This is a genomic window from Rhizobium sp. K33, assembly GCF_056501445.1.
This window is the reverse complement of the sequence record NZ_CP096478.1, coordinates 1,779,456-1,793,299: the sequence shown is the minus strand read 5'-3', so window position 1 is coordinate 1,793,299 and position 13,844 is coordinate 1,779,456. Positions and strand designations below refer to the sequence as shown.

General features: G+C 62.1%; 13 protein-coding genes. 10 read left to right on the top strand and 3 right to left on the bottom strand.

The window, feature by feature from the left end; translation table 11 throughout:
* Window positions 1-11 precede the first annotated feature (11 nt).
* Complete coding sequence (locus tag M1E12_RS08960) at window positions 12-1,226, bottom strand: NADP-dependent isocitrate dehydrogenase (RefSeq protein ID WP_113459556.1); 1,215 nt, start codon at window positions 1,224-1,226, stop codon at window positions 12-14.
* 221 nt (window positions 1,227-1,447) lie between these two features.
* Here M1E12_RS08960 and M1E12_RS08955 point away from each other — a divergent pair, with 221 nt between their 5' ends.
* The 7 genes from M1E12_RS08955 to M1E12_RS08925 all read left to right on the top strand — a co-directional run bounded on the left by M1E12_RS08955 (window position 1,448) and on the right by M1E12_RS08925 (window position 8,681).
* Window positions 1,448-1,984: a hypothetical protein gene (locus M1E12_RS08955; protein WP_136541628.1), complete on the top strand. Its 537-nt coding sequence runs from the start codon at window positions 1,448-1,450 to the stop codon at window positions 1,982-1,984.
* 145 nt (window positions 1,985-2,129) lie between these two features.
* Window positions 2,130-2,963, top strand: coding sequence for an RNA methyltransferase (locus M1E12_RS08950; RefSeq protein WP_310239304.1), 834 nt, complete (start codon window positions 2,130-2,132; stop codon window positions 2,961-2,963).
* Entirely contained in the window at window positions 2,944-3,771 is an 828-nt protein-coding gene (gene murI, locus M1E12_RS08945; RefSeq protein WP_479564862.1) for a glutamate racemase, read from the top strand. The genes M1E12_RS08950 and murI overlap by 20 nt, the downstream gene beginning before the upstream one ends.
* A gap of 84 nt (window positions 3,772-3,855) precedes the next feature.
* Entirely contained in the window at window positions 3,856-5,145 is a 1,290-nt protein-coding gene (locus M1E12_RS08940) for a hemolysin family protein (protein WP_310239301.1), read from the top strand.
* A 394-nt stretch (window positions 5,146-5,539) separates the two neighbouring features.
* Window positions 5,540-5,773: a DUF1127 domain-containing protein gene (locus M1E12_RS08935; protein WP_113459560.1), complete on the top strand. Its 234-nt coding sequence runs from the start codon at window positions 5,540-5,542 to the stop codon at window positions 5,771-5,773.
* Window positions 5,774-5,923: 150 nt separating this feature from the next.
* Entirely contained in the window at window positions 5,924-7,060 is a 1,137-nt protein-coding gene (locus M1E12_RS08930; protein ID WP_479564436.1) for an MFS transporter, read from the top strand.
* A 100-nt stretch (window positions 7,061-7,160) separates the two neighbouring features.
* Complete coding sequence (locus tag M1E12_RS08925) at window positions 7,161-8,681, top strand: helicase HerA domain-containing protein (RefSeq protein WP_479564435.1); 1,521 nt, start codon at window positions 7,161-7,163, stop codon at window positions 8,679-8,681.
* Window positions 8,682-8,708: 27 nt separating this feature from the next.
* Here M1E12_RS08925 and pepT read toward each other — a convergent pair whose 3' ends face one another.
* On the bottom strand, window positions 8,709-9,944 hold the full coding sequence (gene pepT / locus M1E12_RS08920; RefSeq protein ID WP_479564434.1) for a peptidase T: 1,236 nt from the start codon (window positions 9,942-9,944) through the stop codon (window positions 8,709-8,711).
* A 28-nt stretch (window positions 9,945-9,972) separates the two neighbouring features.
* On the bottom strand, window positions 9,973-10,794 hold the full coding sequence (locus M1E12_RS08915) for a D-alanyl-D-alanine carboxypeptidase family protein (RefSeq protein ID WP_479564433.1): 822 nt from the start codon (window positions 10,792-10,794) through the stop codon (window positions 9,973-9,975).
* 354 nt (window positions 10,795-11,148) lie between these two features.
* Between M1E12_RS08915 and rpsD the strand changes: the two genes are divergently transcribed.
* The 3 genes from rpsD to ttcA all read left to right on the top strand — a co-directional run bounded on the left by rpsD (window position 11,149) and on the right by ttcA (window position 13,750).
* On the top strand, window positions 11,149-11,766 hold the full coding sequence (rpsD, locus tag M1E12_RS08910) for a 30S ribosomal protein S4 (RefSeq protein ID WP_113459565.1): 618 nt from the start codon (window positions 11,149-11,151) through the stop codon (window positions 11,764-11,766).
* 108 nt (window positions 11,767-11,874) lie between these two features.
* The gene (locus tag M1E12_RS08905) at window positions 11,875-12,804 is read left to right on the top strand and encodes a glutaminase (protein WP_479564861.1); all 930 of its coding nucleotides are present in this window, start codon (window positions 11,875-11,877) and stop codon (window positions 12,802-12,804) included.
* 58 nt (window positions 12,805-12,862) lie between these two features.
* Window positions 12,863-13,750 carry a tRNA 2-thiocytidine(32) synthetase TtcA gene (ttcA, locus tag M1E12_RS08900; RefSeq protein ID WP_479564432.1) on the top strand — a complete coding sequence of 296 codons (888 nt, stop codon included), beginning with the start codon at window positions 12,863-12,865 and terminating at the stop codon, window positions 13,748-13,750.
* Window positions 13,751-13,844: the final 94 nt, after the last annotated feature.

Sequence of the window (13,844 nt, the reverse complement as noted above, 5' to 3'; positions counted from 1 at the left end):
TTGGCAGCCGATCAGGCAGCCATGGCCTTCTTCAGGTTTTCGTCGACCTTGTCGAGGAAGGCGGTGGTCGAGAGCCACGGCTGATCCGGGCCGATGAGCAGCGCCAGGTCCTTGGTCATGAAGCCGGCTTCGACGGTGTCGATGCAGACCTTTTCGAGCGTCGTTGCGAACTTCGCGAGTTCAGCATTGTCGTCCAGCTTGGCGCGGTGGGCGAGACCTCGGGTCCAGGCGAAGATCGAGGCGATCGAGTTGGTCGAGGTTTCCTGACCCTTCTGATGCTGGCGGTAGTGGCGCGTAACGGTACCGTGTGCCGCTTCGGCTTCGACGGTGCGGCCATCGGGCGAGAGCAGAACCGAGGTCATCAGGCCGAGCGAGCCGAAGCCCTGGGCAACCGTGTCGGACTGGACGTCGCCGTCATAGTTCTTGCAGGCCCAGACATAGCCACCCGACCACTTCAGGGCGGAGGCGACCATGTCGTCGATCAGGCGGTGTTCGTAGACGATGCCGGCTTCGTCGAACTGAGCCTTGAACTCGTTCTGGTAGACTTCTTCGAAGATGTCCTTGAAGCGACCGTCATAGGCCTTGAGGATGGTGTTCTTCGTCGACAGGTAGACCGGCCACTTGCGCATCAGGCCGTACATCATCGAGGCGCGGGCGAATTCGCGGATCGATTCGTCCAGGTTGTACATGGCAAGAGCCACGCCGGCGCCCGGAGCGTTGTAGACTTCCTTCTCGATCACTTCGCCGTCTTCACCGACGAACTTGATCGTCAGCTTGCCCTTGCCGGGGAACTTGAAGTCGGTTGCCTTGTACTGGTCGCCGAAGGCGTGACGGCCGACAACGATCGGCTTGGTCCAGCCGGGAACGAGGCGCGGTACGTTCTTGCAGATGATCGGCTCGCGGAAGATAACGCCGCCGAGGATGTTGCGGATCGTGCCATTCGGGCTCTTCCACATTTCCTTGAGGTTGAATTCCTTCACGCGGGCTTCGTCCGGCGTAATCGTCGCGCACTTGATGCCGACGCCGTGCTTCTTGATGGCGTGAGCGGCGTCGACCGTTACCTGGTCATTGGTGGCGTCGCGGTTTTCGACCGAGAGGTCGTAGTATTCGATGTCGAGATCCAGGTAGGGAAGGATCAGCTTGTCCTTGATGAACTGCCAGATGATACGGGTCATCTCGTCGCCGTCGAGATCGACGACCGGGTTGGCTACCTTGATCTTGGTCATGAATATCCTCACGAGTTTTTGCCTGACGCGCAGGCGCGGGGAGGGCGCTCTGCCGATGGCCTGCCTATAACATTCTCTCAGGACAAGGCAAACAGCAGAGGGGCGCTTCGGACAGATTATGGTTCAGACTTTCGACGTGCGTTTTGCCCCAAACTTGGTTGCGGGAGACGCCCGATTTCCGGTTAAAAGCAAAGTATCGATCAGATCCTTCGGAGTCTCCCATGAAGCCCCTGTCTGCAGCCTTCGTCCTTGGCCTGTTTTTCGTATCGGTTGCGCCGAGTGCCGCGACAGCCGACATGAAGGCTCCGGTCCGGGAAATCATCGAGGCGGCGGCCCGCAGCTGGGACAACACGACCGACGAGCCCGCCGAAGACGTCTTCAGCGTGGATCGGCTGGAGCGACTGTTCAGCGAGGATTTCGTTGAAGCTTTCGAGGCTGCATCGAAAAATCCGCCCTTCGACCCGCCGGAGGGCGAGACGACCGGCTATCCCTTCGACTACGACCCGATTGCCCAGGGGCAGGATGGTTGCCCCTTCGAGAATATCCATCTTGAGGATGATGGAGAGGGGCAGGTGACTGCGTTTTTCAACAATCGCCGTTGCATGGGCGAAGGCCCTGACTACGAGGTCGAAACGGTCCTGATCTTCGAGGTCGTTGAAGAGGATGGTCGGACTGTCATCGACGATTTCTATCCGGTCGTGGATGGCCAGAGCGGCTCGTCGATCAAGCGGGACCTCAAGCTGCAGGGCGGCCTCTGACCGCTGGCGGAGGGTGCTTTCACATCGACGTCGAGGTCGCAGACCCCGGTGGAAAGCGATGCTGCGCCGCGCGAGAGATCGTGAGGCCCCTTTGCCTGCCCGGTGTTTTGTGCCAATGGGTCCCTAAATCTCAGAAGGACAGACCATGGCAGGAACGAACAGCGAGCGCATTATGCTGGCCGAAGGGCCGGCGATCATTCTCGTCGAGCCGCAACTCGGCGAAAATATCGGGATGGTGGCGCGCGCCATGGCGAATTTCGGTCTCGTCGAGTTGCGTCTCGTCAATCCGCGAGACGGCTGGCCCTCCGACAAGGCCCGTGCTGCGGCTGCCAAGGCCGATCATGTGATCGACGGGACAGTGGTCTTCGATACGCTGGAGGAGGCGATCGCCGATCTCAACTTCGTCTATGCCACGACCGCACGCCACCGCGACGGCTTCAAGCCAGTTCGCTCTCCGGTTACTGCGGCCGAAACGCTCAGGACCAGGTTCCGCTCCGGTGAGAAGACGGGCGTTCTGTTCGGGCGGGAGAAATCCGGCCTGTCCAATGAAGACGTCGCGCTTGCCGATGAGATCGTCACCTTTCCGGTCAATCCCGCCTTCGCATCGCTCAACATTGCCCAGGCTGTCCTGCTGATGTCCTACGAGTGGATGAAGTCGGGCATGGATGATGTGCATGCCGTTCCTTTCGATGCGCCGGAACAGCCGGCGGCCACGAAGGAGCAGGTGATCGGCATGTTCGAGCATCTGGAAGAGGCGCTCGAGGTGCGCAACTATTTCCATCCGCCTCACAAAAAGGCCAAGATGATCGAAAATCTGAGGGCTGTGTTCAGCAGGCGCGCGTTCACCGGCCCGGAGATCCATGTGGTCCGTGGAGTCATCAGTTCGCTCGACCGCTACGCCCGCTCCGGGCAGAGGCTGCCTGCGGCGATGAACGAGAGCGAGGCGCGAGCAGCGGATGATGACGAACGGGACGCCTGAGCTGAAGCCGATCCTAGTCTTCGATTCCGGCATCGGCGGTCTGACGGTGCTGCGTGAAGCCCGGCTCCTGATGCCGGAGCGCGGCTTCATCTATGTGGCGGATGATGCCGGCTTCCCCTATGGTGGCTGGGAAGAGGGGCCGCTGAATGCACGGATCGTAGCCTTGTTCGGCAACCTTCTCGACCGCTTCGACCCGGAAGCCGTCATCGTTGCCTGCAACACGGCTTTCACGCTGGCCGGAGCGGATCTGCGGCTTGCCTTTCCCGAGATGCGCTTCATCGGTACGGTCCCGGCGATCAAGCCCGCGGCGGAGCGGACACGGTCCGGGCTCGTTTCCGTGCTTGCGACACCCGGCACAGTCAAGCGGGCCTATACGCGCGACCTCATCCAGTCCTTCGCTTCGCAGTGCCACGTCCGGCTTGTCGGGTCTGAAAATCTTGCCCGCATGGCGGAAGCCTATATCCGTGGCGAGAGCCTGGACGATGCGGCGGTCCTCTCGGAAATCGCGCCCTGTTTCGTCGAAAAAGACGGTGCGCGAACGGACATCGTCGTGCTCGCCTGCACCCATTATCCCTTCCTCGCCAATGTCTTTCGTAGGCTCGCACCCTGGCCGGTCGATTGGCTCGATCCGGCCGAAGCCATCGCGCGTCAGGCGCGGCGTCTGGTGCCGCTCGTTGATGGCGCGGAGCATCCGGAGGGGCTCGATCTTGCGGTCTTTACCTCGGGTGTGCCGACGTTCTCGACGCGCCGGCTGATGCAGGGGCTCGGACTGTCGGTGCAGCCGGCAGACGCGCTGCATCCCGTCTGAGCAGTCTTTTTGCGCAGGGCCTGATGTGGTAGCTATGGCTCGCTGCCGGACGCTCAGCCGGTTTAGAGGAGCCTAGCCCCTTACTTGTTTATCGAAATTGCGATTGTCTTATTCCTGACCGTCTTGAACGGCGTTCTCGCCATGTCCGAGCTTGCGGTCGTATCTGCCCGTCCTGCCCGCCTGAAGGTTCTCGCGGAGCAGGGCAGCCGGGGTGCCGAGACGGCGCTCAGGCTCGCCAGTGACCCTGGCCGTTTTCTTTCCACCGTGCAGATCGGCATCACGCTGGTCGGCGTTCTCTCCGGCGCGTTTTCTGGCGCGACATTGGGTGCGCGTCTGTCGTTCTGGCTGCAGGCCCAGGGTTTTTCCGTCGGTGTCGCCGATGCGCTCGGCGTCGGTACCGTCGTCGTGCTCATCACCTATCTGTCGTTGATCGTCGGCGAGCTCGTGCCGAAGCAGGTGGCGCTGCGCAATGCCGAAGGTGTTGCCGCGCGGGTTGCCATTCCCATGTCCGTCCTGTCGCGGATCGCCGCGCCACTCGTCTGGTTGCTCGACGGATCCGGCAAGCTCGTCCTGTCTCTGCTCGGCCAGAGCGGCGATGGCGGCGGTAAGGTGACGGACGAGGAAATCCGCACCGTTCTTGCCGAGGCCCATAGCGCCGGCGTCATCGAGACCAGCGAATCCGCCATGCTGTCCGGTGTCATGCGTCTCGCCGACCGCCAGGCCCGCGGCCTGATGACCCCGCGCCGTGACGTGCAGATGCTCGACATCGAAGACACGCTCGACGAAGTGCGCGAAAAGTTGCGGGAAATCCCGCATTCGCGCATTCCCGTCCGCAGCGGGGATTCCGACGAAATCGTCGGTGTGCTCTTCACCAAGAAGCTCTACGAGCGCATGGCCGAGGGCGGTCCGCTGAACCTCTCCGATCTCGTCAGCGATGTTCCTGTCGTCTCGGATCTGGCGAAAGCGACCGATATCATCGAATCCCTGCGTCGCACATCGCTGCACATGGTGCTCGTCTATGACGAATACGGTCATTTCGAAGGGATCATCACCTCCGGTGACATTCTGGAGGCGATCACCGGCGCCTTCAGCCAGGACGAGACCGAAGAGCAGGCCATGGTGCAGCGGGAAGACGGGTCTTATCTCGTCGCCGGCTGGACGCCGGTCGACGAATTCGTCGACATCATCCGCGTCCCGATCGATCCCGATCCGGATTACACGACGGTCGCGGGCTTCGTTCTGGATGAGCTCAAGCGCATTCCCGAACTCGGCGAGAGTTTCGTCAAGGGCGACTGGCGCTTCGAAGTGGTCGACCTCGACGGGCGTCGCATCGACAAACTGCTGATCTCGCGCGTGGCCTCCGGCGAGGCCTGACGCCCGCGACAGCCCCTGCGACAATTTGTTGCATATGTGCAACGGCCCGCCGCAAGTTTTGCAATCCCGAATTGTGCTCTTGCGGCGGGCGTTTTTGCGTGCCATGGTCCCTACATCCGCAACACGAACAACAGGAGGCGACAGATGACTCATTTTTTCATGCGCATGCGCCTTTCTGGCGGATCGGTGCCATCGGCCCACGTGGAAGCTTCCGCGACCTGCCGCTGCACCCGATGACTGTCTGAACAGTCATTTTTCCGGCCATTTCGGCATTTTTCAACCATCCTGACGTGACTTGCCGCCTGCGCGTGTGACTGCGTTCGCGTGCCTGCATCACGTCGCTTTTCATCTCGAAAGGACCTGGGCGCTTTTGCGTTTCCGGGACGGACAAGTCATGCACGATAATCAATCTATAGTTGAAATACCGCTGTCGCAGCGGATGGATGATCTCATCCAGAGGTTCGGCTCCTGGCGTCTCTTCACCGCACTTCTGGGTGCGAGCTGGCGCCGGCGGCAGATCCGCAATCTCACGGACCACCTGTCACCGCAGCTGAGGCGGGACATCGGTCTGCCGGAACAGGAGGTCGTCTTCCCGCGGCGGCTCTCCCTCTGGGATATCCGGCTTTAGCCGGGTGCGGTCGGCTTCGGCTGTCGGCCACATCCCTTTTTCGACCCGAAGCAGACCACTCGAGGGGGTGGTCTGCTTTTCAAATCGCCGGCGCTGTCGGACAGTCGGAGACTCTCTGATTCCTTCTTTCCCGCCGCCTCCGGATCATCCATGTCCCCCAAGCTCACCATCATGGCTGCCTTTTTCCTGCAGCCGATCGCCTTCGGCAGCTGGCTGCCGCAGATCCCTGTCGTTCAGGAGCGGCTGTCGCTTGGACCGGCAGAGCTTGCGGTCGCCTTGCTCGGACTGCCGACCGGCATCCTCCTGATGCTGCCATTTGCCGGTCAACTGGTCGGGCGGATCGGAAGCCGCAACACGCTGATCTTCGGGTTCCCCGTCTTTCTCGCGCTGGTACCGCTGCCGGTCGCGGCTCCCGACATCGTCTCGTTGTTTCTGTTGCTCGCTTTGCTTGGCATTGGTCTCTCAACCATTGAGCTCGGTCTCAATGTCGAGGCGGATGTGATCGAAAAACGCGGGACGGCTTCGATCATGAACCGCTGTCACGGCTTCTGGAGCCTCGGGATCATGACGGGCAGCCTCATCGGTGCGGGCTTTCTCGCGCTGCAGACGGAGCCCTTCATCGCGATCGGCGTGCTCTCGCTGATCCTGATCCCGGTTTCCATCGTCGTCTGCCGCGCGCTGCCATTGCATGACGCACCGGCTGTTGACATCAGGGTCAAATCCTCGTGGCGTCTGCCAAGCCCGGCGATCCTCGGGATCAGTCTCTTTGTCTTCGGGGTCACCATGACGGAAGGGGCCGTCGCCGACTGGTCTGGCGTCTATCTCAAGGACGTGTTCGCCACCGCGGGCATGGCAACCGGCATGGGCTATGTCGTCTTCGCGATGATGGTGTCCCTCGGGCGCTTCCTCGGGGATGAGGCGAAGGGGCGGTTCGGCGCTGTCATGCTCGCCCGGCTTTGCCTGCTGTTTGCGCTCGGCGGCATGCTGCTCGTGGTCACGGCGCCCGCAGCCGCTCTGGTCTATCTCGGTCTGGCCTGCGTCGGCCTCGGCGTTTCTGTCGGATTTCCGCTGGCGGTCACCGCTGCCGCCGATCTCGGTGATCGTCCGGCGGCCGAGAATGTCGCGATCCTGAGCTTCATCGCGCTCCTCGGCTTTCTGGTGGGGCCGCCTATGATTGGCTTCGTCGCGGAATGGCTCGGTTTGCGCAGCGGGCTTGCCACGCTGCTGCCGCCGCTGCTACTCAGCATCCTGCTTGCCGGACTGCTGCGTCGGCGCCAGGGCGCCTGAAAAGGCGCAGTTCCCTGTGGGTTTCGCGGATGCGGCGCACACGGACGCGTGCAAGTCTGTTAGGGACTTGAGATCAACACATGAATTGAGGATGCCGCCATTGAAGGTCGGAATCGATATGGGAACGGTGCAGGGCGGTCAGCCTGCCAAGCTCGATATCGAGGAGCTTCTTGCGACCCGTCTGCTGGTGCAGGGCAATTCGGGCTCGGGCAAGTCGCATCTTTTGCGCCGTCTGCTCGAGCAATCGGCGCAATGGGTGCAGCAGGTCATCATCGACCCCGAGGGTGATTTCGTCACGCTCTCCGACAAGTACGGCCATGTCGTCGTCGACGGCGAGCGCACAGAGGCGGAGCTTGCGGGTATCGCCGACCGTATCCGCCGTCACCGTGTCTCCTGCGTACTCACTCTCGAAGGCCTCGATGTCGAGCAGCAGATGCGCGCCGCCGGCGCCTTCCTCAATGGCCTCTTCGATGCCGATCGCGAATTCTGGTATCCGGTGCTCGTCGTGGTCGACGAAGCGCAGATGTTCGCCCCCGCCGTCGGCGGCGATGTCTCGGAAGATGCGCGCAAGATGTCGCTCGGCGCCATGACCAATCTGATGTGCCGTGGCCGTAAACGCGGACTGGCCGGCGTCATCGCGACCCAGCGTCTGGCAAAGCTTGCGAAGAATGTCGCGGCGGAAGCCTCGAACTTCCTGATGGGCCGTACCTTCCTCGATATCGACATGGCACGTGCGGCTGACCTGCTTGGTATGGACCGTCGTCAGGCGGAAATGTTCCGCGACCTGCAGCGCGGCAATTTCGTGGCACTTGGACCTGCCATGTCGCGTCGGCCGCTGCCGATCGTCATCGGCGCCGTGGAAACCTCGGCGCGCTCGTCCTCGCCCATGCTGATGCCGCTGCCGGATGCACCCCAGGATGTCGAGGACCTGATCTTCACGCCGGACCCGGAGGAGTTCACCCGGCCGATCGTGCGCCGCGCACCGCCGGCACCGCGTCCGACCACCGACATCCTCGCCGAGCTGTCCCGCTCCACGCCGGCCTCGAGCGCGCCGGTCGCCAACGACATGCCGAGCCGCGGCAGCGAGATGTCGGCGGAGGAGCGCGAGGAGCGACTGGCTGCGGTGCTTTCCGAAATCCTCGGCGATCCGCAGGCGGCCTATCGCACTGACAGTGTGCTTTACCAGGAGTTCCTGGTGCGGGCCCGCATGCGGCGTGTGACCGGACCGCCGATGCCGATGGGCGAGTTCCGCCGTCGGGTGGCGATCGCCCGCGCCGGTGTCGACGAGGAGACGGCCGCAAGCGAGGGCTGGCAGACGGCGCTGTCGCTGTCCGTCCGCGTTTCCGACGATCTGCAGGGCGTCTTCCTGCTGCTCGCCAAGGCCGCACTCCGCAACGAAGAATGCCCGTCCGATCAGCGCATCGCGCGGGCCTATGGCACGCATTCGGCCCGTCGTGCGCGTCGTCTGCTCGGCTATTTCGAGGAGCAGGGGCTCGTCGTCGTCCACACCGACTTTGCCGGCAAGCGCATTGTTGCTTTCCCGGATCTGGAGGCCGAGACGCAGCCCGGCGATCCGAACCAGGCCGACGCCGACGAGCAGACGGCATCGGCGGCAGAGTAGGCCTATCGAGCTTGTTCGTCGGGCGGCTCAGGCCGCCCGCTCTTCCCAGACCTTGACCAGTGCCACGATCGTCTCGACGGCCTTTTCCATGTCCTGAACGCTCACCCATTCCAGCGGCGAGTGATAGGCGTGGCCGCCGGTATAGATGTTGGGGCAGGGCAGGCCCATGAAGGAGAGGCGCGAGCCGTCGGTGCCGCCGCGGATGCTGTGGCGCACCGGTTCAAGGCCGACGCGACGCACGGCTTCCTCCAGATTGTCCATGATCTCCGGATGGCGATCGAGGACTTCCTTCATGTTGCGATACTGGTGTTTGACCGTCAGCATATGTGTGGAGCCCGGATAGGTCGCCATGACGTCCCGGGTGATCTTCTCCAGCAGATCTTCCTTTTCCTTCAGGCCCGCCTCGGTGAAGTCTCTCACGATGAGCTGCAGCTTGGCCGCTTCCATGCTGCCGGAGATGTCGACCGGGTGGATAAAGCCCTCACGGCCCTCCGTGGTCTCCGGCGCGATGTCGCGCGGCAGGCGGGCGACGATGTCGCTTGCGGCCTTGATGGCGTTTTCCATCTTGCCCTTGGCATAGCCCGGATGCATGGCCACACCGGTAATCTCGATGACAACGCCATCGGCGGAGAAGGTCTCGTTTTCGATTTCGCCGACCGTCGAGCCATCGAGCGTATAGGCAAAGCGCGCGCCGAGCTTTTCAATATCCACCTTGTCGGCGCTGCGGCCGATTTCCTCGTCGGTGGTGAAGAGGATCTTGATCGTGCCGTGCTTGATCTGAGGGTTCGCCATCAGATGGGCGGCCGCCGTCATGATCTCGGCCACGCCTGCCTTGTCGTCTGCCCCGAGCAGGGTCGTGCCGTCGGTGGTGACGATATCGTTGCCGATCTGGTTGTTGAGCTGCGGATGTGAGGCGACTCGGATCACCTGGCTCGTGTCGCCGGTCAGTGTGATGTCGCCACCCTGGTAGTTGCGCACCAGCTGCGGCTTGACATTCGTGCCGGTGAAATCAGGAGCCGTATCCACGTGGCTGCAGAAACAAATGACGGGCACGTCTTTGTCCGTGTTGGACGGGATCGTCGCATAGACATTGCCGTGTTCATCGAGATGCGCGTCCGACAGCCCGAGCGCCAGGAGCTCGGCGACCAGAACGCGGCCGAGATCCTTCTGCTTTTCCGTGGAAGGCTGGCTGCCGGAGGACGGATCGGACTGGGTGTCGATGACGACATAGCGGAGAAAACGGTCGAGAACGGTATCGGTCATGGTTCTGTCTTTCTGGCCGGCTCAGCGGTCACTGGCTGACTTTGGTGCCGAGGTGACGGTCGAACAGCGTGATCATTTCCTGCGTGCGGGCATTGGCGCTGTCCGCACCGAGGACCACGCCCACGAGCCGGCGCTCGCCATTGCTGGCCGCGGTTACAATGTTGTAGCCCGAAGCATTCGTGAAGCCGGTCTTGATGCCTTCGGCACCCGGATACTGCACCAGGAAGGCATTGTGGCCGCGAAACTTCATGCCGCGGAAGGTCATGCCGCGGGAGGCAAACAGCTTGTATTCCTCGGGGAAGTCCCGGATCAGCGCCAGACCGAGGCGTGCCATATCCGTGGCCGTCGTCACCTGGCGGGGATCTGGCAGACCCGACGGATTGGTGAAGACCGTGCTTGTCATGCCAAGTTCACGTGCCTTCAGGGTCATCATCTGGCCGAAGGCTTCCTCCGAGCCGGCCAATGTTTCGGCCACCGCGGTTGCGGCATCATTGGTCGAGAGCACGACCATGCCCATGACCGCCTCGCGCACGCTGATCGTGTTGCCGGCACCGACAGCGAATTTGTAGGGTTCCTTGTTATTCGCGTTCTGCGAAATCACCAGCCGCTGATCCCAGTCGAAGCGCCCGGAACGCAGCGCCTCGAATGTCAGGTAAAGCGTCATCATCTTGGTCAGCGAGGCCGGATAAAGAACCATATCGGCATTCTCCGCCTCCAGGATCGTGCCGGTCGCGGCGTCGACCAGGATATGGGCATGGCCGGGTTTCTTGATTTCGGCCGCTGCCGGCGCAAAGATCGAAAGCGTGACAGCGAGGGCAAGCAGGAGACGGCGGGACAGGTCTGTCATCATCGAGGGAGAGACTTCTTTCATGGAGGTTGCTATGGGGGATAGCGAACTTCTGGCCCCCTGTCAGCCTTTGCAGGCGCTTTCGCCTCGTTTTCCGCCGGAGAATCAACGTCTCGCGCAGTCACCCTTTCGTCACACGCGGGCCGCACAACGTGTTGACATTTCTCACGCACCCCACTAATGACGCCGCAACGCCGGGCCGAAACGCCCGGTGTTTGTTTTGACATGTCCCGTGGTTTTCTCCGTTCGCTGACGTGAGAATCCTGTCGGAGCCTCGGAAACGGAGGCTCAGAGGAGGGCGTGTTTCCTTAAGCGGCTTGGTAACAAACCGCTGTAACCTGTTGAGAGGAAATACGGATGAGCAAGCGCGCATCTTCCAAGTACAAAATCGATCGCCGTATGGGCGAAAACATCTGGGGCCGTCCGAAGTCCCCGGTTAACCGCCGCGAATATGGCCCGGGCCAGCACGGCCAGCGCCGCAAGGGCAAGCTTTCCGACTTCGGCGTACAGCTGCGCGCCAAGCAGAAGCTGAAGGGCTACTACGGCGACATCCGCGAGAAGCAGTTCCGCGCGATCTTCGAAGAAGCCAACCGCCGCAAGGGCGACACCGGTGAAAACCTGATCGGCCTGCTCGAGTCGCGTCTGGACGCCATCGTCTACCGCGCCAAGTTCGTGCCGACCGTCTTTGCTGCCCGTCAGTTCGTCAACCACGGCCACGTTTCGGTCAACGGCGTTCGCGTCAACATCGGTTCCTACCGTTGCAAGGCCGGCGACGTCATCGAAGTTCGCCAGAAGTCGAAGCAGCTCGTATCGGTTCTGGAGTCGGTTCAGCTCGCTGAGCGTGACGTTCCTGATTACATCGAAGTCGACCACAACAAGATGGTTGCGACCTTCGCACGCGTTCCGACCCTTTCGGATGTTCCGTATCCGGTCATCATGGAACCGAACCTGGTCGTCGAATTCTACTCGCGCTAATCGCTCGCGCGACGGATTTGTGGAAAGCCGCCCCTCGGGGCGGCTTTTTCTGTTTGCAGTGCAGCGCCGACTAAGGACAATGGTGTTGCAGGAATGGGTAAGGGGAACGTGATGGATCTGCAGCTGATCGCCGACGACATCGTCAGCGCGCTCGAGCCGCGTCTCGGAGAAGGCAAGGTCGCCGACTACATCCCGGAGCTTGCCCGCGTCGATCCGAAGCAATTCGGGATCGCCATCACGACCGTCGACGGCCAGACCCATAAGGCCGGGCATGCGGACACGGCGTTTTCGATCCAGAGCATTTCCAAGGTGTTCATGCTGACGCTGGCGCTCGGCAAGGCTGGCGAATCGATCTGGAAACGCGTGGGGCGCGAACCGTCAGGCTCTTCCTTCAATTCGATCGTCCAGCTCGAACACGAGCACGGCATTCCCCGCAACCCCTTCATCAATGCCGGTGCGATTGTCATTACGGACATGGTGCTGGCCGGCCACGCGCCGCGCGAGGCGATCGGCGAGTATCTGCGCTTCATGCGTTACCTCGCCGATGACGAGACCCTGTCGATCGACGAGAAGGTGGCGCAGTCGGAGCAACGCACCGGCTATCGCAATTTCGCGCTCGCCAATTTCATGCGCGGCTTCGGCAATCTGGAGCATCCGGTCGAGCACACGCTCGGCGTCTATTTCCACCAGTGCGCGCTGGCGCTTTCCTGCGTGCAGCTCTCCCATGCCGGCCTGTTTCTCGCCAACAGGGGCACGATCCCTCTGACCGGTTTCTCCGTCGTCTCACCGAAGCGGGCGCGGCGGATCAATGCCCTGATGCTGATGTGTGGCCATTATGACGGCTCCGGCGATTTCGCCTATCAGGTCGGTCTGCCTGGCAAGTCGGGCGTGGGTGGCGGGATCCTCGCCGTTGCTCCGGGCAAGGCCTCGATCGCCGTCTGGTCGCCGGGGCTCAACAAGGTCGGCAATTCGGCGCTCGGCTCGGCAGCGCTCGAAATGCTCGCCACGAGGACCGGCTGGTCCGTCTTCGGGACTTGATCTTCCGGGCTGCAACAGGCATTGCAGGGCGAAACTGCCGCCGAGGCCGGAGCCTGAGATGAACCTCGTCAACACGATCGACAGCCAGAACGCCGCCGTGCTCGAGGGCGAGGATGAGCTCGACCTTGCGACCGTGCATCCGGTTTTTGCGAAAGCGCCGCGCTCAGTGTCCTTCAACAAGCTGCGCAAGCGCCTGATCCGCCAGGTGCGTCAGGCGATCTCCGACTTCGATATGCTGAAGGGTCAGAAGCGCTGGCTAGTGGGTCTCTCCGGTGGCAAGGACAGCTACGGCCTGCTCGCCGTGCTGCTCGACCTGCAATGGCGCGGTCTTTTGCCGGTCGAACTCATCGCCTGCAACCTCGATCAGGGACAGCCGAATTTCCCCAAGCATATCCTGCCGGACTATCTCGCCTCGATCGGCGTGAAGCACCGGATCGAATATCGCGACACCTATTCGATCGTGAAGGAGAAGGTGCCGACGGGCGGCACCTATTGCTCGCTGTGTTCGCGGTTGCGCCGCGGCAATCTCTACCGGATCGCCCGTGAGGAAGGCTGCGACGCGCTGGTGCTCGGCCATCATCGCGAGGATATTCTTGAAACCTTCTTCATGAACTTCTTCCATGGCGGTCGTCTCTCGGCCATGCCGGCCAAGCTTCTGAACGACGAGAAGGATCTCTTCGTGCTGCGTCCGCTGGCCTACGCGGCCGAAGAGGACATGGCGCGCTTCGCGCAGGCGATGGAGTTCCCGATCATTCCTTGCGACCTCTGCGGTAGCCAAGACGGTCTGCAGCGCAATGCGATGAAGGAGATGCTGGCGGGGATCGAAGCCAAGATGCCGGGCCGGAAGGATGCGATGCTGCGGGCGCTCGCCCATGTCGACCCTTCCCATCTCCTTGATCCCAAGCTCTTCGATTTCGCCGGGCTCATGGCAACGAAGAGCGATTGAGGGCGGGTTTTCCGCTCTCTTCGCGCGGTTGCTTGTAAAGACACAGGAAAATTGCCGTATTCGACGCAGATCGACGTCCAAGGCTGGACTGTGT